This is a genomic window from Citrobacter sp. RHB35-C21 (assembly GCF_013816515.1).
Taxonomy (GTDB): Bacteria; Pseudomonadota; Gammaproteobacteria; order Enterobacterales; family Enterobacteriaceae; genus Citrobacter; species Citrobacter braakii.
On sequence record NZ_CP057147.1, the window covers coordinates 4,832,705 to 4,852,638 of the forward strand.

Genomic DNA, 19,934 nt, shown 5'->3' on the forward strand with positions numbered 1-19,934 from the left:
CCATATCCTTACTTTTATTTGGAATGAGCTATGTCTGCCACTACTAAACCATCACGCCGCGAACAGCGCGCCCAAGCCCAACACTTTATCGACACGCTGGAAGGTACCGCCTTTCCTAACTCAAAACGTATCTACATCACCGGTTCGCAGGCGGATATTCGCATCCCGATGCGCGAAATCCAGCTAAGTCCTACGCTGATTGGTGGTACGAAAGACAACCCGCAGTTTGAAGAGAACGAAGCCGTGCCGGTGTACGACACCTCCGGGCCGTACGGCGATCCTGATGTGGCGATTAACGTTCAGCAGGGTCTGGCGAAACTGCGCCAGCCGTGGATTGCGGCGCGTAATGATAGCGAAGAATTAGACGACCGTAGCTCCGCTTATACCAAAGAACGTCTGGCCGACGATGGCCTGGACGAGCTGCGTTTCAGCGGCCTGCTGACGCCAAAACGCGCCAAAGCCGGCAAGCGCGTTACCCAGTTGCACTATGCCCGTCAGGGGATGGTTACCCCGGAGATGGAATTTATCGCCATCCGTGAAAACATGGGCCGCGAGCGCATTCGTAGTGAAGTGCTGCGCCATCAGCATCCAGGGATGAACTTTGGCGCTCGCCTGCCGGAAAACATCACCCCGGAATTCGTCCGTGATGAAGTCGCTGCGGGCCGCGCGATTATTCCTGCCAACATCAACCACCCGGAATCCGAGCCGATGATCATCGGTCGCAACTTCCTGGTGAAGGTGAACGCCAACATCGGTAACTCGGCGGTGACCTCCTCCATTGAAGAAGAGGTGGAGAAGCTGGTGTGGTCGACCCGCTGGGGCGCAGATACGGTGATGGACCTCTCTACCGGCCGCTATATTCACGAAACCCGCGAGTGGATCCTGCGTAACAGCCCGGTGCCGATCGGTACCGTACCGATCTACCAGGCGCTGGAGAAGGTTAACGGGATCGCCGAAGATCTCACCTGGGAAGCCTTCCGCGACACGCTGCTCGAACAAGCCGAACAGGGCGTCGACTACTTCACCATTCACGCGGGCGTACTGCTACGCTACGTGCCGATGACCGCCAAACGCCTGACAGGAATTGTCTCGCGCGGCGGTTCGATCATGGCGAAATGGTGTCTCTCTCATCACAAAGAGAACTTCCTGTTTGAACATTTCCGCGAGATTTGCGAAATCTGTGCCGCCTATGACGTTTCGCTCTCTCTCGGCGACGGCCTGCGTCCAGGCTCGATTCAGGATGCCAACGACGAGGCGCAGTTCTCCGAGCTGCATACGCTGGGCGAACTGACCAAAATCGCCTGGGAATACGACGTGCAGGTGATGATTGAAGGCCCGGGTCATGTGCCGATGCATATGATCCAGCGCAACATGACCGAAGAGCTGGAGCACTGCCATGAAGCGCCGTTCTACACCTTAGGGCCGTTGACGACAGATATCGCGCCGGGCTATGACCACTTCACCTCCGGCATTGGTGCGGCGATGATCGGCTGGTTTGGCTGTGCAATGCTGTGCTACGTCACGCCAAAAGAGCACCTTGGCCTGCCGAACAAAGAAGACGTGAAGCAAGGGCTGATTACCTACAAGATTGCCGCCCATGCCGCTGATTTAGCCAAAGGCCATCCGGGAGCGCAGATCCGCGATAACGCCATGTCGAAAGCGCGCTTCGAATTCCGCTGGGAAGACCAGTTTAACCTCGCACTCGACCCATTCACCGCCCGCGCCTATCACGATGAAACCCTGCCACAGGAGTCCGGCAAGGTTGCCCACTTCTGCTCCATGTGCGGGCCGAAGTTCTGCTCGATGAAAATCAGCCAGGAGGTCCGCGACTACGCCGCCGCCCAAACCATTGAAATCGGAATGGCGGATATGTCGGAGAACTTCCGCGCCAAAGGCGGCGAAATCTACCTCAAAAAAGAGGAGGCGTGATGTACCAGCCTGATTTCCCGACCGTGCCGTTCCGCCTCGGGCTGTACCCGGTGGTAGACAGCGTTGAATGGATTGAACGCTTGCTGCAGGCAGGTGTGCGCACGATCCAACTGCGCATTAAAGATAAACGTGATGAAGAGGTCGAAGCCGACGTCATTGCCGCCATTGAGCTGGGGCGTCGCTATGATGCTCGCCTGTTTATCAACGACTACTGGAGCCTGGCAATTAAGCACAACGCGTACGGCGTGCATCTGGGCCAGGAAGACCTCGAAACCACCGACCTGAAGGCGATTCAGGCGGCGGGGCTACGCCTGGGTGTTTCCACTCACGATGATATGGAGATAGACGTAGCGCTGGCTGCTAAGCCTTCTTATATCGCGCTGGGTCATGTCTTCCCGACGCAAACCAAGCAGATGCCGTCGGCCCCGCAGGGTCTCACGCAGCTGGCAAGCCATAGTAAACGACTGGCGGATTACCCCACTGTCGCTATCGGCGGCATCAGCCTTGAGCGCGCCCCGGCGGTGCTGGCGACCGGCGTTGGCAGCATTGCCGTGGTCAGCGCCATAACCCACGCCGCAGACTGGCAGGCAGCCACGGCGCAGCTACTGGACATTGCGGGAGCCGGCGATGAATGACCGCGATTTTATGCGCTACAGCCGCCAGATCCTGCTCGGCGACATTGCCATTGAGGGCCAACAAAAGCTGCTCGATAGCCATGTGCTGATCGTCGGTTTAGGTGGGCTCGGCTCGCCTGCGGCACTGTATCTGGCGGGAGCGGGCGTCGGCACGCTGACGTTGGCGGACGATGATGACGTTCATCTGAGCAACCTGCAGCGGCAAATATTGTTCACCACCGATGATATCGCCCGCCCGAAAGCACAGGCGGCAAAGCGACATCTGGCACGCCTTAATCCGGACAGCGAGCTGGTCGTCCTTGAGCAGCGGCTGACCGGTGAGGCGCTCCGGCATGCGGTAGCGCGTGCCGACGTGGTGCTCGACTGTACCGACAACATGGCGACGCGCCAGGAAATTAACGCCGCCTGCGTGATGCTCAACACTCCGCTCATCACCGCCAGCGCTGTGGGCTTTGGCGGCCAGCTAATGGTACTGACGCCACCGTGGGAACAAGGCTGTTACCGTTGCCTGTGGCCGGATGATGTAGAGCCGGAACGCAACTGCCGCACCGCCGGCATCGTCGGCCCGGTTGTGGGCGTGATGGGCACCTTGCAGGCGCTGGAGGCGATTAAATTACTCAGCGGCATTGAAACTCCCAATGGAGAGCTACGCCTGTTCGACGGTAAAACCAGCCAGTGGCGCAGCCTCGCGCTGCGTCGTGCCAGCGGCTGCCCGGTCTGCGGAGGACAACATGCAGATTCAGTTCAATGATGAGCCGATGCAGTGCGCCGAGGGACAAACCGTCAGCGGGCTGCTCACTGCGCTAAATCAACTTAAACCGGGAGCGGCGCTGGCGCTCAATCAGCAGATCCTGCCGCGCGAGCAGTGGGAGCAGCAAATCGTGCAGGAAGGCGACCAGATCCTGCTTTTTCAGGTTATTGCAGGGGGTTGATATGTTACGTATTGCCGACAAAACGTTTGATTCACATCTGTTCACCGGCACCGGAAAATTTGCTTCGTCGCAGCTGATGGTCGAGGCGATTCGCGCCTCCGGCAGCCAACTGGTGACGCTGGCAATGAAGCGCGTGGATTTGCGCCAGCACAACGATGCCATTCTAGCCCCACTTATCGACGCGGGGGTGACGCTACTGCCTAACACCTCTGGGGCGAAAACCGCGGAAGAGGCTATTTTCGCCGCCCAGCTGGCGCGTGAAGCGCTGGGCACAAACTGGCTAAAATTAGAAATCCACCCGGACGCCCGCTGGCTATTGCCGGATCCGATTGAAACGTTAAAAGCCGCGGAAGCATTGGTGAAACTGGGCTTTGTGGTGCTGCCCTACTGCGGCGCGGATCCGGTGCTGTGTAAGCGGCTGGAAGAGGTCGGCTGCGCGGCGGTAATGCCGCTCGGCGCGCCCATCGGTTCTAATCAGGGACTGGAAACGAAAGCGATGCTGGAGATTATTATCCAACAGGCAACCGTACCGGTGGTGGTTGATGCGGGTATCGGTGTCCCCAGCCACGCCACACAGGCGCTGGAAATGGGTGCCGACGCAGTGCTGGTCAACACGGCAATCGCCGTGGCCGACTGCCCGGTCACGATGGCTACCGCCTTCCGTCTGGCGGTTGAAGCGGGCCTTCTGGCGCGCCAGGCGGTACCAGGAAGCAAAAGTTCGCAGGCAAGCGCCACCAGCCCGTTAACCGGATTCCTGGAGGCCTTCGTATGAAAACGTTCAGCGACCGCTGGCGCCAGCTTGACTGGGATGACATCCGCCTGCGTATCAACGGTAAAACCGCCGCTGACGTGGAGCACGCCCTCAACGCTTCACAGCTTAGTCGCGACGATCTGATGGCGTTGCTCTCCCCTGCCGCAGCCGACTTTCTGGAGCCGTTGGCACAGCGAGCGCAGCGCCTGACCCGGCAGCGCTTCGGCAACACGGTCAGCTTTTATGTTCCGCTGTATCTCTCGAATCTTTGCGCCAACGACTGCACCTACTGCGGCTTTTCCATGAGCAACCGTATCAAACGCAAAACGCTGGACGAAGATGAGATAAAACGAGAGTGTACCGCTATCCGTGAGCTGGGTTTTGAGCATCTGTTGTTGGTCACCGGTGAACATCAGGCAAAAGTCGGAATGGATTACTTTCGTCGCCATTTACCCACCATTCGCCGCCAGTTTGCATCGTTACAGATGGAAGTTCAGCCGCTGTCAGAAGCTGAATATGCGGAGCTGAAGACGCTGGGACTGGATGGCGTGATGGTGTATCAGGAGAGCTATCATGAGGCGATTTACGCTCGCCACCATCTGAAGGGGAAAAAGCAGGATTTCTTCTGGCGACTGGAAACGCCGGACAGGCTGGGCCGCGCAGGGATCGACAAAATCGGTCTTGGCGCGTTGATTGGTTTGTCCGACAGCTGGCGGGTCGATTGCTATATGGTGGCTGAACATCTGCTGTGGATGCAGCAGCATTACTGGCAGAGCCGCTACTCCATCTCCTTCCCTCGCCTGCGCCCATGCACCGGTGGCGTTGAACCCGCATCGATCATGGACGAGCGACAGTTGGTCCAAACCATTTGCGCGTTTCGTTTACTGGCGCCAGAAATTGAGCTGTCGCTCTCCACCCGCGAATCGCCATGGTTCCGTGATCATGTGATCCCGCTGGCGATCAACAACGTCAGCGCCTTCTCAAAAACACAGCCCGGCGGTTATGCCGATAACCATCCTGAACTGGAACAGTTCTCCCCACACGACGCCCGTCGCCCAGAAGCCGTTGCTGAAGCACTAATGGCGCAGGGGTTACAGCCCGTGTGGAAGGACTGGGACAGCTATCTGGGACGCGCTTCGCAGATGCCGTAAGTCCGGAGCAATCGCATAAAACGAAAAAACCCGCTTTCGCGGGTTTTTTCTTCACTGTCACTTAACTGCTCAGGCTCTGGCCTTCATCGCTATCGTAAGCATTAGTGAAATTATCGGCGATTACAGCGCGACAACGTTAACAGCAGACGGGCCTTTAGCGCCATTCTCCACAGAGAACTCCACTTTTTGACCTTCGTCTAATGTTTTAAAATCGTTACTCTGGATAGCAGAGAAATGCACAAACACGTCCTTGCTACCGTCCTGAGGAGTGATAAAGCCGAAGCCTTTCTCAGAGTTAAACCATTTTACTAAACCAGTCATTTTGTTAGACATAGATACTTCCTTTCATATTTTTGAGCCGCTTAAGCAGCGAAGATGGCCTGTTTTGCAGAAATTAACTTATGGGGCACTTAGGGAGGAGGCTCATGAAGAAGAGTATCTTAGGATAACGCTTGAACTGAGAACTGCTTTACTAAAACTGCTTTCATAAGGTCTGTGTATCAAACCGATGTCGCTATAGTAGACTTACTTCTAATCAATAAGCAAGCATTAATTTATTTAATAATCGATTAGCGCCGAAATGTTACACCATCGCGGTTGAGCATTTCAGGTAACAACTTGATCTAAAATGAACAAAAGCCCTGACCATTGCAGTCAGGGCTTTAAGTTACTACACACTTCAAATTTAACATTAATAAACTTAACGATTTAATACTGCTGATGGTACTACTTTAAAATGTACACGTTTACTACAGATAATATTGGATATTGATACTAACTAAAAACCGTCCTCTATTTACCGTTAAACACATTCCACCCGCTTGATAATAGAACTCAAGGCTGGTGACCTAAACAAGTACACTTCCCCTCGCGACATATACTCTTTGATGCGTTGCCTTATTTCCCTTGCGATAACCAGAAAACAGAAACCGCAAACATTTACTATTAAATCATGGCGTTACATCGTCGCGCTTTACTAACTATTTGCGATTAGATATATCAACTACGTGGCCTGAAAGCATTGTCGAGGTGAATAAATAGCGTTTTCAGCATCGACTATCCCATACAAAAATATTTCGTGGCCTTTATCGCAACCCCCAATCAAGCTCTACTAACACTTACTACGTTAACAGCAAACTACAATTTCTCCGCTGTTAAGTATTAACATACGGGTTTAAAAAACGCTGTCAATACTGTTTTTTATAACATGTCTTTATTAACAGTGATTATATATTCCTGCATATGATAAAAGGGTCAACAATCGCCAACTCAGGGCCAGATCGTAGGGTTGAGCCTCTTTTTGTAACCGGTTTCAGAAAAAGTGACTTTCTTTGTGATGCTTTGCACACAATCGTTGCAAAGCAGTTGTTGCTGCGGCTGGCTCGCGATAATTATCAACCCACACATGTTGATCGAGACTGCTTATGAAAAACATCGTTTTATGCTGTGCCGCCGGAATGTCCACCAGCATGCTGGTGCAAAAGATGAAAGATGCCGCCCAGAAAAAAGGAGTCGACGTCACTATCAAAGCGGTCCCGGTGGCTGAGTTTGTAGAGAATATCGCCACTGCGGATATCGTATTGCTCGGCCCACAGGTTAAGTATGAACAGGCCAAGCTGCAGGCGCTCGCCGACCCGCTAGGAAAAAAAGTCGCCGTTATCGATATGATGGATTACGGCATGATGAAAGGCGATGCGGTACTGGACAAAGCGCTGAAACTACTGGAGTGATGGCATGGAAGAGTTAGAAACGATCATCATGGAATTATTGGTAAACGCCGGAGCTGCGCGCAGTCAAGCCCTGACGGCGTTGCAACTGGCGCGTAAAGGTGATTTCGCCGGGGCAGAACACGCGATGATGGAATCACGCGAGTATGTTAAACAAGCGCATAAAATCCAGACCCAACTGATCGGAATTGACGAAGGCACTGGCAAACTACCGGTTAATCTCATCACCGTCCATTCGCAGGACCACCTGATGAATGCCATGGTGATTCAGGATCTGGCAGGCGATATGATTGAACTGTATCGACGCTTACCGCCAGTAAACTGATCGGATGGCGTAAGCCGTAGGCCTCATAAGCCTGGCGTCATCATGCCGGATGGCAGCTGATGCCTTATCCGGCCAACATAATACATCTTAAATCCATCGACATAAAAAAACCCGCCGAAGCGGGTTTTTTATTAGCGTCAGCAACGATTAATCGTTGTCAGAACCGCCCAGGCCTGCGTTCAGCAGTTCTGCCAGGCTGGCAGACGCATCTTCAGCAGTCACCTGCGGAGCAGCTGGCAGTTCGCCCGCTGCGCGGCGGCGCATACGATCCTGGTGGTACGCATAACCGGTACCCGCCGGGATCAGACGACCCACGATAACGTTCTCTTTCAGACCGCGCAGTTCATCACGTTTACCTGCAACAGCGGCTTCGGTCAGGACACGCGTGGTTTCCTGGAACGATGCTGCAGAGATGAAGGACTCGGTTGCCAGAGACGCTTTGGTGATACCCAGCAGATCGCGGGAGAATGTTGCACCCACTTTGCCGTTCGCTTCCAGATCGCGGTTAGCAATCTTGACGCGGGAGTATTCAACCTGCTCGCCTTCCAGGAAGTCGGAGCTACCTGCGCTTTCGATGGTGGCTTTACGCAGCATCTGACGAACGATAACTTCGATGTGCTTATCGTTAATCTTAACGCCCTGCAGACGGTATACGTCCTGAACTTCGTTAACGATATAACGAGTTACAGCATGCACACCACGCAGACGCAGGATGTCGTGCGGCGCTTCCGGACCGTCGGAAACAACGTCACCACGTTCTACACGTTCACCTTCGAACACGTTGAGCTGACGCCATTTCGGAATCATCTCTTCGTACGGCTCGCTACCGTCTACCGGGGTGATAACCAGACGACGTTTACCTTTGGTTTCTTTACCGAAGGAAATGATGCCGCTGATTTCAGCCAGGATTGCCGGCTCTTTCGGACGACGTGCTTCGAACAGGTCCGCAACGCGCGGCAGACCACCAGTAATATCCTTGGTACCGCCGGATTCCTGCGGAACACGCGCCAGGGTGTCACCAGAACTGATCTGTACGCCATCTTCCAGCTGAACAATCGCTTTACCCGGCAGGAAGTACTGAGCAGGCATATCGGTGCCTGGGATCAGAACGTCGTTGCCCTGAGCATCAACAATTTTCAGTGCCGGACGCAGGTCTTTACCACCCGCAGTACGTTCTGCAGAATCCAGAACCACCAGAGAAGACAGACCGGTCAGCTCGTCGGTCTGACGAGTAATGGTCTGGCCGTCGATCATGTCAGTGAAGCGGACGAAACCACTCACTTCGGTGATAACCGGCATGGTGTGCGGATCCCAGTTCGCTACGGTTTCGCCGCCAGCAACCTGTTCGCCATCACCTTTCGCCATAACGGAGCCGTAAGGCACTTTATAGCTTTCTTTGGTACGGCCGAATTCGTCGATCAGTTTCAGTTCGGTGTTACGTGAGGTGATAACCAGTTTACCGCTGGAGTTAACAACCGACTTCGCATTGCTCAGACGGATGCTACCTTTGTTTTTCACCTGGATGCTGGATTCAGCAGCCGCACGAGATGCCGCACCACCGATGTGGAACGTACGCATCGTCAGCTGTGTACCCGGTTCACCGATGGACTGTGCCGCGATAACGCCGATTGCTTCACCTTTATTGATGATGTGGCCACGCGCCAGGTCACGACCGTAGCAGTGCGCACATACACCAAAGTCGGTGTCACAGGATACAACGGAACGGACCTTGACGGAGTCAACAGAGTTCTCTTCCAGCAGGTCACACCACTGTTCGTGCAGCAGCGTGTTGCGTGGAACCAGAATATCCGCCGTACCCGGCTTCAGAACGTCTTCAGCAGTCACACGACCCAGAACGCGATCGCGCAGCGGTTCTTTAACGTCACCACCCTCGATAACCGGGGTCATGGTGATGCCTTCCAGCGTGCCGCAATCGTCTTCAGTAACAACCAAGTCCTGCGCAACGTCAACCAGACGACGAGTCAGATAACCGGAGTTCGCTGTTTTCAGTGCGGTATCCGCCAGACCTTTACGAGCACCGTGAGTAGAGATGAAGTACTGGAGTACGTTCAGACCTTCACGGAAGTTCGCGGTGATTGGCGTTTCGATGATGGAGCCATCTGGCTTAGCCATCAGACCACGCATACCAGCCAGCTGACGAATCTGTGCTGCAGAACCACGCGCACCGGAGTCGGCCATCATGTAGATGCTGTTGAAGGAAACCTGCTGCTCTTCTACGCCGTCACGGTTAATCACGGTTTCGGTTTGCAGGTTATCCATCATCGCTTTGGATACACGATCGTTCGCCGCAGCCCAGATATCGATAACTTTGTTATAGCGTTCGCCCGCGGTTACCAGACCAGACTGGAACTGCTCCTGGATCTCAGCAACTTCAGCTTCCGCTTCAGAGATGATCTCGTGTTTCTTCTCTGGGATGACCATGTCATCAATACCAACAGATGCACCTGAACGCGCTGCGTAAGCAAAGCCGGTGTACATTGTCTGGTCAGCGAAGATAACGGTCGGCTTCAGGCCCAGAATGCGGTAACAGGTGTTCAGCATTTTGGAGATTGCTTTCTTGCCCAGCGCCTGGTTGACGATGGAGAAAGGCAGACCTTTCGGTACGATCATCCACAGAATGGCGCGACCAACGGTCGTGTCTTTCAGGCTGGTGTGCGCAACGAATTCGCCGTTTTCATCTTTTTCGTATTCAGTGATACGCACTTTAACGCGCGCATGCAGAGAGGCCAGACCTGCGCGATAGATACGCTCAGCTTCTTTCGGGCCAGTCAGCACCATGCCTTCGCCTTTGGCGTTAACACAGTCACGGGTCATGTAGTACAGACCCAATACAACGTCCTGAGACGGAACGATGATAGGTTCGCCGTTCGCCGGAGACAGGATGTTGTTGGTAGACATCATCAGCGCACGCGCTTCGAGCTGGGCTTCCAGCGTCAGCGGTACGTGAACAGCCATCTGGTCACCATCGAAGTCGGCGTTATATGCCGCACAAACCAGCGGGTGCAGCTGGATAGCTTTACCTTCGATCAGTACCGGTTCAAATGCCTGGATACCCAGACGGTGCAGGGTTGGTGCACGGTTCAGCAGTACCGGGTGTTCGCGGATAACTTCGTCCAGGATATCCCAAACGACAGCTTCTTCACGCTCAACCATTTTCTTAGCGGCTTTGATGGTGGTGGCCAGGCCACGCAGTTCCAGCTTGCCGTAAATGAACGGTTTGAACAGTTCCAGTGCCATTTTCTTCGGCAGACCGCACTGATGCAGACGCAGGTATGGACCTACGGTGATTACAGAACGACCGGAGTAGTCAACACGCTTACCGAGCAGGTTCTGACGGAAACGCCCCTGTTTACCTTTGATCATATCGGCCAAAGATTTCAGAGGACGTTTGTTAGAACCGGTGATCGCACGACCACGACGACCGTTATCCAGCAGGGCGTCAACCGCTTCCTGCAGCATACGTTTTTCGTTACGTACGATGATGTCCGGCGCAGCCAGATCCAGCAAACGTTTCAGACGGTTGTTACGGTTGATCACGCGACGGTACAGATCGTTCAGATCTGATGTTGCGAAACGACCACCATCCAGCGGAACCAGCGGACGCAGATCTGGCGGCAGAACCGGCAGAACGGTCAGGATCATCCACTCTGGCTTGTTGCCAGACTGTACGAATGCTTCCAGCAGTTTGATACGTTTGGTCAGCTTCTTACGCTTGGTTTCGGAGTTGGTTTCGTTCAGCTCTTCGCGCAGAGTTTCGCACTCTTGCTCCAGATCCATGCTCTTCAGCAAGGCCTGGATTGCTTCCGCACCCATCTTCGCGTCGAATTCGTCACCGAACTCTTCCAGCGCGTCCAGATACTGCTCTTCAGTCAGGATCTGTTGACGTTCCAGGTTAGTCATACCGCCTTCGATAACCACATAAGATTCGAAGTACAGTACGCGTTCGATATCGCGCAGCGGCATATCGAGCAGCAGACCGATACGGGACGGCAGAGATTTCAGGAACCAGATGTGAGCGGTCGGAGACGCCAGCTCGATGTGGCCCATACGCTCACGGCGTACTTTAGTCTGGGTCACTTCAACGCCGCACTTCTCACAGATCACACCACGGTGTTTCAGGCGCTTGTACTTACCGCACAGGCACTCATAGTCTTTTACCGGCCCAAAGATACGGGCGCAGAAAAGGCCGTCACGTTCAGGTTTGAACGTACGGTAGTTGATGGTTTCCGGCTTCTTAACTTCACCGAAAGACCATGAACGGATCATGTCTGGCGAGGCCAGAGCAATTTTGATCGCATCAAACTCTTCGGTTTTAGTCTGCGCTTTCAGAAACTTTAATAAATCTTTCACGGATTTGCTCCCGTCGGAGTTAGCACAATCTGGCGCTGGCTGTTACGCCAGCACCAGTGACCTGTTTGATCGAGAGTTACTCGTCTTCCAGCTCGATGTTGATACCCAGCGAACGAATCTCTTTCAACAGTACGTTGAAGGATTCCGGCATGCCTGGTTCCATCTGATGGTTGCCGTCCACGATGTTTTTATACATCTTAGTACGACCGTTCACGTCATCAGACTTAACGGTGAGCATTTCCTGCAGGGTGTATGCCGCGCCGTATGCTTCAAGCGCCCACACTTCCATCTCCCCGAAGCGCTGACCACCGAACTGAGCCTTACCACCCAGCGGCTGCTGAGTAACCAGGCTGTAAGAACCGGTAGAACGCGCATGCATCTTGTCATCAACCAGGTGGTTCAGTTTCAGCATGTACATGTAGCCAACGGTAACCTGGCGCTCGAACTGCTCACCGGTACGACCGTCGAACAGTGTGATCTGACCGGAAGTCGGCAGGCCACCCAGCTGTAACAGTTCCTTGATTTCAGACTCTTTCGCACCGTCGAACACCGGCGTTGCGATCGGCATACCTTTTTTCAGGTTTTCAGCCAGACGCAGAACTTCTTCATCGCTGAAGGTATTCAGGTCAACTTTCTGACGAACATCTGAACCCAGATCGTAAGCACGCTGGATGAATTCGCGCAGTTTCGCGACTTCCTGCTGCTGTTTCAGCATGGCGTTGATCTTATCGCCGATACCTTTCGCAGCCATACCCAGGTGGGTTTCAAGGATCTGACCGATGTTCATACGCGATGGTACGCCCAGCGGGTTCAGCACGATATCTACCGGCGTACCGTTAGCATCGTGTGGCATATCTTCGATCGGGTTGATCTTAGAGATTACACCCTTGTTACCGTGACGACCTGCCATCTTATCACCAGGCTGGATCCGACGTTTAACCGCCAGATAAACCTTAACAATCTTCAGCACGCCCGGTGCCAGATCGTCGCCCTGAGTGATTTTACGGCGTTTCGCTTCGAGTTTTTTCTCGAACTCGTGTTTCAGTTCGTCGTACTGCTCAGCCAGTTGTTCCAGCTGATTTTGTTTCTCTTCGTCGGTCAGGCCGAGTTCTAACCAGCGATCGCGCGGCAGTTTGTCGAGCTTCTCAGCTTCAACACCACCGGAAACCAGCACAGCGTAGATACGGCTGAACAGGCCAGCTTCGAGGATTTGCAGTTCTTCAGACAGGTCTTTTTTCGCCTGCTTCAGCTGCATCTCTTCGATTTCCAGCGCACGTTTGTCTTTTTCTACGCCATCGCGAGTAAAGACCTGAACGTCGATAATCGTACCGGAAACACCGTTTGGCACGCGCAGAGAAGAGTCTTTAACGTCAGACGCTTTCTCACCGAAGATCGCACGCAGCAGCTTCTCTTCTGGCGTCAGCTGGGTTTCACCTTTCGGCGTTACCTTACCAACCAGAATATCGCCACCGGTTACTTCCGCGCCGATATAAACGATACCGGATTCATCCAGTTTGGAGAGCGCAGCTTCACCCACGTTCGGGATGTCAGCGGTGATCTCTTCCGGCCCCAGCTTGGTGTCACGGGACACACATGCCAGTTCCTGAATGTGGATGGTGGTGAAACGGTCTTCCTGGACAACACGCTCAGATACGAGGATGGAGTCTTCGAAGTTGTAACCATTCCATGGCATGAATGCCACGCGCATGTTCTGACCGAGAGCCAGTTCACCGAGGTCGGTGGACGGACCGTCTGCCAGCACATCACCACGTTCAACCGGCTCGCCCAGAGATACGCAAGGCATCTGGTTGATACAGGTGTTCTGGTTAGAACGGGTGTATTTGGTCAGGTTATAAATGTCGATACCTGCTTCGCCCGGGTACATCTCGTCTTCGTTAACTTTGATAACGATACGGGAAGCATCCACGTACTGGACGGTACCGCCACGTTTAGCAACTGCGGTAACACCGGAGTCGACGGCAACAGCACGTTCCATACCGGTACCAACCAGCGGCTTATCAGCACGCAGAGTCGGAACCGCCTGACGTTGCATGTTCGCACCCATCAATGCACGGTTGGCGTCATCGTGTTCCAGGAACGGGATCAGGGACGCACCGACGGATACCACCTGCTGAGTGGATACGTCCATGTAGTCAACCTGGTCACGGCTGAACAAGCTGGATTCGCCTTTGCTACGGCAGGTAACCAGATCTTCTACAAAGTGGCCTTCGTCATCCAGGTTGGAGTTCGCCTGAGCGATAACGTAGTTGCCTTCTTCGATAGCAGACAGGTAATGAATTTCGTCAGTTACAACACCGTCGGTCACTTTACGGTACGGAGTCTCGAGGAAGCCGTATTCGTTAGTCTGTGCGTACACAGACAAGGAGTTGATCAGACCGATGTTCGGACCTTCAGGCGTTTCGATTGGACATACGCGACCGTAGTGAGTCGGGTGTACGTCTCGAACTTCGAAGCCTGCGCGTTCACGGGTCAAACCGCCTGGGCCGAGTGCAGAGATACGACGTTTGTGCGTAATCTCAGACAGCGGGTTGTTCTGGTCCATAAACTGAGACAGCTGGCTGGAACCAAAGAACTCTTTCACTGCTGCAGAAATCGGCTTAGCGTTGATCATATCCTGAGGCATCAGGGTATCCAGATCGCCCAGAGACAGACGCTCTTTCACCGCACGCTCAACACGTACCAGGCCAACGCGGAACTGGTTTTCCGCCATTTCGCCTACGGAACGGATACGACGGTTACCGAGGTGGTCGATATCATCGACTTCGCCTTTACCGTTACGGATATCGATGAGCTTCTTCATCACTTCGATGATGTCATCTTTGCTCAGGATACCGGAACCTTCGATTTCGTCGCGCAGCAGAGAACGGTTGAACTTCATACGACCAACCGCAGACAGGTCATAGCGGTCTTCGGAGAAGAACAGGTTCTCGAACAGACTTTCAGCAGCTTCACGCGTCGGCGGCTCACCAGGGCGCATCATGCGGTAGATTTCTACCAGCGCGCTCAGACGATCGTTGGTTGGGTCGACGCGTACAGTTTCAGAAATGTACGGACCGTGGTCCAGATCGTTGGTGAACAGCGTTTCGATACGCTTGTGGCCAGACTGGCTCAGCTTAGCCAGCAGATCCAGACTCAGCTCCATGTTAGCTGCGCAGATCAGCTCGCCAGTAGATTCGTCAACGTAGTCTTTAGCCGCAACTTTACCAGCAATGTATTCAACCGGAACTTCGATATGTTTGATATCGTCTTTTTCCAGCTGGCGAATGTGGCGCGCAGTGATGCGACGGCCTTTTTCGACGTAGACTTTGCCGTTAGCTTCGATGTCAAAGGAGGCGGTTTCACCACGCAGGCGTTCCGGCACCAGTTCCATCTGCAGCTTGTTGTCACGAATTTCGAAAACAACTTTCTCAAAGAACAGGTCAAGGATCTGCTCAGTGGTGTAGTTCAGTGCACGCAGAATAATGGTCGCAGGCAGTTTACGGCGACGGTCAATACGTACGAACAGGTTGTCCTTCGGATCGAATTCGAAGTCCAGCCAGGAACCACGGTAAGGGATGATTCGCGCGTTATACAGCACTTTACCCGAAGAGTGGGTTTTACCTTTGTCGGAGTCAAAGAAGACGCCAGGACTACGGTGCAGCTGAGAAACGATAACACGCTCAGTACCGTTTATAACAAAGGTACCGTTGTCTGTCATGAGCGGAATTTCGCCCATGTAGACTTCTTGTTCTTTAATGTCTTTTACGGTGCCTTCCGGCGCTTCGCGCTCGTAGATCACCAGGCGCAGTTTTACGCGCAGCGGTGCGGAATAGGTCACGCCACGGATCTGACATTCCTGAACGTCAAACACCGGTTCGCCAAGGCGGTAGCTGACGTATTGCAGCTCGGAATTACCGCTGTAGCTCTGAATCGGGAAAACGGAACGGAAAGCTGCTTCCAGACCATACTGCCCTTCAGGATCTTGCTCGATGAACTTCTGAAACGAGTCAAGCTGGATAGAAAGGAGATAAGGTATGTCCAACACTTGCGGACGTTTACCAAAATCCTTACGAATACGTTTTTTCTCGGTATAGGAGTAAACCATTAGGGTTCCTCAGCTCGCTGACAAGTCGACCCATCTGTCCGACGAAGGGACAGTTTGTGCAACACTATTTTGTTGACCGGAAAATCGAATACTTTCCGCAATGCCTGTTGCTATCACGCTTAAACCATTTCATTGCGATTTACACAGAACTGACGTTCTGTCGCAGTATATTAAGACGTCGATAGAAACAAGCATTGAAAGGCACAGCAGTAGTCAAACAGTGTGAAATGCTACTGGCGCCTTACAGCGCAAAAAGGCTGGTGACTAAAAAGTCACCAGCCATCAGCCTAATTTCTTAGGCTGCAACCAGAAAAGTTGGCTTATTTAACTTCAACTTCAGCGCCAGCTTCTTCCAGAGATTTTTTCAGTGCTTCTGCGTCGTCTTTGCTCACGCCTTCTTTCAGCGCAGCCGGTGCAGATTCTACCAGGTCTTTAGCTTCTTTCAGACCCAGGCCAGTTGCGCCACGTACTGCTTTGATAACAGCAACTTTGTTAGCGCCAGCAGCTTTCAGAATTACGTCGAATTCAGTTTTTTCTTCAGCAGCTTCAGCCGGGCCAGCAGCTACAGCTACAGCAGCAGCAGCAGAAACACCGAATTTTTCTTCCATTGCAGAAATCAGTTCTACAACGTCCATTACGGACATAGCGGATACTGCTTCAATGATTTGATCTTTAGTGATAGACATTTAAATTGTTCCTGAAAATCAGAATAAGTTTATACGTAAGCAGATGCTTTACAAAGATAACTGCGATTAAGCAGCTTCTTTCGCATCGCGTACAGCAGCCAGAGTACGAACCAGTTTGCCAGCCGAAGCTTCTTTCATGGTTGCCATCAGGCGTGCAATTGCTTCTTCGTAGGTCGGCAGAGTTGCCAGGCGATCGATATTCGATGCCGTAATCAACTCACCTTCAAAGGCTGCGGCTTTGACCTCAAATTTTGCATTCGCTTTCGCGAACTCTTTGAACAGACGAGCAGCAGCGCCCGGGTGTTCCATAGAGTATGCAATCAGGGTCGGACCAACAAACGTGTCTTTCAGGCACTCGAACTGAGTACCTTCAACGACGCGGCGCAGCAGGGTGTTACGAACAACACGCATGTATACGCCAGCTTCACGACCTGCTTTACGCAGTTCAGTCATTTTATCTACAGTTACGCCACGGGAATCCGCAACTACTGCAGACAGCGCGCCTTTGGCTACTTCGCTGACTTCAGCAACAATCGCTTGTTTGTCTTGAAGATTTAAAGCCATTAGCTTTGCTCCTGGATGTTTGCCGGAACTCATGTTCCGGAACTCACTTCACTCCCCCCAACGGAGAGAGCGTCTAAATACGGTGAGCAGAAACAAGCCAGAGTATCAGAAATAATCTTAGCGTTCTGTCACCGTCTACGCAGGGCATTAAGTTTCTTACGAAACACCTGCGGTCTTCGACGGAGGCCTGGATTAGGCCAGGCTCCAACGAACAAATCTTTTCTATCTGTCGCTATTCAATCTGTAGTGGCGTTGACTGCCTTGCCACAGCCTGAATATCTCAGATATACGTCTGCAATTAGCAGAATACGTGGGGGTAAGATTGTAGACAAAATCACCGCCCACGTAAAGGCGAATATTAGTTCGCCACAGTCGCAGTCAGACCGGACTGATCAACGGCAACGCCAGCACCCATGGTGGTGGAGATGCTAACTTTCTTGATGTACACGCCTTTTGCCTGAGTCGGTTTTGCTTTTTTCAGCGCAACCAGCAGAGCTTCCAGGTTTTCTTTCAGTTTGTCAGCGTCAAAATCCACTTTACCGATGGTGGTGTGAATGATGCCGTTTTTGTCGTTACGGTAACGAACCTGACCAGCTTTAGCATTCTTAACAGCTTCAGCAACGTTAGGAGTTACAGTACCAACTTTCGGGTTTGGCATCAGGCCGCGCGGACCCAGAACCTGACCCAGCTGGCCAACAACGCGCATTGCATCCGGGGAAGCAATAACAACGTCAAAGTTCATTTCGCCTTTCTTGATCTGTTCAGCCAGATCTTCCATACCTACCAGCTCAGCGCCTGCAGCTTTAGCAGCTTCAGCGTTTGCACCCTGGGTAAATACGGCTACGCGAACGGAACGGCCAGTACCGTGCGGCAGTACAGTTGCACCACGTACGTTCTGGTCAGATTTACGAGCATCGATGCCGAGGTTAACAGCAACGTCCACGCTTTCTACGAATTTAGCAGTGGCCAGCTCTTTCAGCAGAGCGATAGCTTCGTTGATGTCATACTGCTTAGTAGCATCAACTTTGTCACGGATCACGGACATGCGCTTGGTCAGTTTAGCCATTTCTTAGTCCTCCACTACCAGGCCCATGGAACGTGCAGTACCTTCAATGGAGCGAGTCATCGCTTCAATGTCGGAACCAGTCATGTCGGCAGCTTTGGTCTGCGCGATTTCCTGCAGCTGAGCGCGGGAAATTTTACCCACTTTGTCTTTGTTCGGCTTGCCGGAACCAGACTTGATACCAGCCGCTTTCTTCAGCAGAACTGCTGCCGGAGGCGTTTTGGTAACGAAAGTGAAAGAACGGTCAGCGTAAACGGTGATAACAACCGGGATTGGCAGACCTTTTTCCATGGAATCAGTTTTAGCGTTGAACGCTTTGCAGAATTCCATGATGTTCACGCCTTGTTGACCCAGTGCAGGACCTACCGGCGGACTCGGGTTAGCCATACCAGCTGCAACCTGCAGCTTGACATAGGCTTGGACTTTCTTAGCCATTCTAAATTCCTCTAGTTGGGTTATAACGCCTCAAGGAGGCTCCCCGTGATTAAATTCGTTTTACGGATAGGATCCATAAAAACAAAAGGCGCGAAATTGTATTCCAATCTCGCGCCTTGTGCAACGATTAAATCGTCGCTTTTTTGATCGGGGTGTTAGGCTTTTTCAACCTGAGCGAAGTCCAGTTCAACCGGAGTCGCACGACCGAAGATAGATACGGAAACTTTCAGACGAGACTTCTCGTAGTCCACTTCTTCAACCACGCCGTTAAAGTCAGCGAACGGACCGTCGCTAACGCGAACCATTTCACCAGGCTCAAACATCGTTTTCGGACGCGGCTTGTCGCCAACCTGCTGCAGACGGTTCATGATCGCATCAACTTCTTTGTCGCTGATCGGCGCCGGACGGTCAGATGTACCGCCGATAAAGCCCATCACACGCGGCACGCTGCGCACCAGGTGCCAGCTTGCGTCATTCATCACCATCTGGACCAATACATAGCCCGGGAAGAATTTACGTTCGCTCTTGCGACGCTGGCCGCCACGGATTTCGACCACTTCTTCGGTCGGCACCATGACTTCGCCAAACAGCTCTTCCATATTTTGTAACTTGATATATTCGCGCAGCGATGTAGCTACGCGGCCTTCAAAACCGGAAAACGCCTGAACGACGTACCAGCGCTTTTTAGGGGCTTCAGACATCTTAGAACCTCAGGCCAGTGATAAAGGATACCAGGCGAACCAGAATACCATCCAGTCCCCACAGGATCAGTGACATTACTGCGGTAACCGCAGCCACAATTAATGTGGTGTGCAATGTTTCCTGGCGAGTTGGCCAAATGACCTTACGGACTTCGGTTCTCGCTTCACGGGCAAAAGCAACGGTCGCTTTACCTTTTGTTGTCAACAGCGCGACACCACCCGCTGCGGCAATCAGAATCACTACGGCCAGCGCACGCAGCGGCAGCATCATGTCACGATAGAGGTAGTTGCCAACGATAGCTACAAGCAGCAATACAGCGACAACAACCCACTTCATCGCTTCCAGGCCGCGCCCGCTTCCTTGAGCTTCGGTATTCGCACTCATAAACCAACCTGTCAGAAGTATTCTACAAACATTTTCACCCCGCGTAAGCGAGGCGATCCAAACCGAAATGCTCTGGTGCGTTTCGGACTAAACGCCCTCTTCAGAGCCTGTCTCAGCAATGATTATGACAAATAAAATCACTGATGAGCCAGGTTCTGGTGTGAAAGCGTGCAA

Annotated in this window: 17 protein-coding genes; 8 read left to right on the forward strand and 9 right to left on the reverse strand. The window is 52.9% G+C overall.

Features of this window, described 5'->3' with window-relative positions; genetic code table 11:
• The first annotated feature begins 30 nt into the window (after positions 1–30).
• From thiC to thiH, 6 genes are read left to right on the forward strand one after another with little or no spacing between them, the layout of a single operon-like run.
• Positions 31–1,929 carry a phosphomethylpyrimidine synthase ThiC gene (gene thiC, locus HVZ39_RS23400; RefSeq protein ID WP_016155310.1) on the forward strand — a complete coding sequence of 633 codons (1,899 nt, stop codon included), beginning with the start codon at positions 31–33 and terminating at the stop codon, positions 1,927–1,929.
• A complete protein-coding gene (gene thiE, locus HVZ39_RS23405; RefSeq protein WP_016157945.1) occupies positions 1,929–2,564 on the forward strand; it encodes a thiamine phosphate synthase in 636 nt (211 codons plus the stop codon). The genes thiC and thiE overlap by 1 nt, the downstream gene beginning before the upstream one ends.
• Positions 2,557–3,315, forward strand: a complete 759-nt coding sequence (locus tag HVZ39_RS23410; protein ID WP_016155308.1) for a HesA/MoeB/ThiF family protein — start codon at positions 2,557–2,559, stop codon at positions 3,313–3,315. Before thiE ends, HVZ39_RS23410 begins: the two co-directional genes overlap by 8 nt.
• Entirely contained in the window at positions 3,296–3,496 is a 201-nt protein-coding gene (gene thiS, locus HVZ39_RS23415) for a sulfur carrier protein ThiS (RefSeq protein ID WP_016155307.1), read from the forward strand. Before HVZ39_RS23410 ends, thiS begins: the two co-directional genes overlap by 20 nt.
• A gap of 1 nt (position 3,497) precedes the next feature.
• Complete coding sequence (gene thiG, locus HVZ39_RS23420) at positions 3,498–4,268, forward strand: thiazole synthase (protein ID WP_047415991.1); 771 nt, start codon at positions 3,498–3,500, stop codon at positions 4,266–4,268.
• Positions 4,265–5,398 (forward strand): 2-iminoacetate synthase ThiH, encoded by a 1,134-nt coding sequence (gene thiH, locus HVZ39_RS23425; protein ID WP_016157943.1) that lies wholly within the window; start codon positions 4,265–4,267, stop codon positions 5,396–5,398. Before thiG ends, thiH begins: the two co-directional genes overlap by 4 nt.
• Before the next feature lie 120 nt (positions 5,399–5,518).
• Here thiH and HVZ39_RS23430 read toward each other — a convergent pair whose 3' ends face one another.
• On the reverse strand, positions 5,519–5,731 hold the full coding sequence (locus tag HVZ39_RS23430) for an RNA chaperone/antiterminator CspA (RefSeq protein WP_016155304.1): 213 nt from the start codon (positions 5,729–5,731) through the stop codon (positions 5,519–5,521).
• 1,091 nt (positions 5,732–6,822) lie between these two features.
• On the opposite strand from HVZ39_RS23430, the gene HVZ39_RS23435 reads away from it, so the two are divergent.
• Complete coding sequence (locus HVZ39_RS23435; RefSeq protein ID WP_181633023.1) at positions 6,823–7,128, forward strand: PTS sugar transporter subunit IIB; 306 nt, start codon at positions 6,823–6,825, stop codon at positions 7,126–7,128.
• A gap of 4 nt (positions 7,129–7,132) precedes the next feature.
• Positions 7,133–7,450: a PTS lactose/cellobiose transporter subunit IIA gene (locus HVZ39_RS23440; RefSeq protein ID WP_016155302.1), complete on the forward strand. Its 318-nt coding sequence runs from the start codon at positions 7,133–7,135 to the stop codon at positions 7,448–7,450.
• Between the two features lie 147 nt (positions 7,451–7,597).
• Here HVZ39_RS23440 and rpoC read toward each other — a convergent pair whose 3' ends face one another.
• The 8 genes from rpoC to secE form a co-directional block, all read right to left on the reverse strand.
• A complete protein-coding gene (gene rpoC, locus HVZ39_RS23445; RefSeq protein WP_016155301.1) occupies positions 7,598–11,821 on the reverse strand; it encodes a DNA-directed RNA polymerase subunit beta' in 4,224 nt (1,407 codons plus the stop codon).
• A gap of 76 nt (positions 11,822–11,897) precedes the next feature.
• Positions 11,898–15,926 carry a DNA-directed RNA polymerase subunit beta gene (gene rpoB, locus HVZ39_RS23450; RefSeq protein WP_003033111.1) on the reverse strand — a complete coding sequence of 1,343 codons (4,029 nt, stop codon included), beginning with the start codon at positions 15,924–15,926 and terminating at the stop codon, positions 11,898–11,900.
• A 320-nt stretch (positions 15,927–16,246) separates the two neighbouring features.
• Positions 16,247–16,612 (reverse strand): 50S ribosomal protein L7/L12, encoded by a 366-nt coding sequence (gene rplL, locus HVZ39_RS23455; protein ID WP_000028882.1) that lies wholly within the window; start codon positions 16,610–16,612, stop codon positions 16,247–16,249.
• A gap of 66 nt (positions 16,613–16,678) precedes the next feature.
• Positions 16,679–17,176 carry a 50S ribosomal protein L10 gene (gene rplJ / locus HVZ39_RS23460; RefSeq protein ID WP_005132895.1) on the reverse strand — a complete coding sequence of 166 codons (498 nt, stop codon included), beginning with the start codon at positions 17,174–17,176 and terminating at the stop codon, positions 16,679–16,681.
• 358 nt (positions 17,177–17,534) lie between these two features.
• Complete coding sequence (rplA, locus tag HVZ39_RS23465) at positions 17,535–18,242, reverse strand: 50S ribosomal protein L1 (protein ID WP_016155300.1); 708 nt, start codon at positions 18,240–18,242, stop codon at positions 17,535–17,537.
• Between the two features lie 3 nt (positions 18,243–18,245).
• Complete coding sequence (rplK, locus tag HVZ39_RS23470; protein ID WP_003033122.1) at positions 18,246–18,674, reverse strand: 50S ribosomal protein L11; 429 nt, start codon at positions 18,672–18,674, stop codon at positions 18,246–18,248.
• Positions 18,675–18,829: 155 nt separating this feature from the next.
• Positions 18,830–19,375 carry a transcription termination/antitermination protein NusG gene (gene nusG, locus HVZ39_RS23475; protein ID WP_003033125.1) on the reverse strand — a complete coding sequence of 182 codons (546 nt, stop codon included), beginning with the start codon at positions 19,373–19,375 and terminating at the stop codon, positions 18,830–18,832.
• Between the two features lies 1 nt (position 19,376).
• Positions 19,377–19,760: a preprotein translocase subunit SecE gene (gene secE / locus HVZ39_RS23480; RefSeq protein WP_003033128.1), complete on the reverse strand. Its 384-nt coding sequence runs from the start codon at positions 19,758–19,760 to the stop codon at positions 19,377–19,379.
• Positions 19,761–19,934 lie beyond the last annotated feature (174 nt).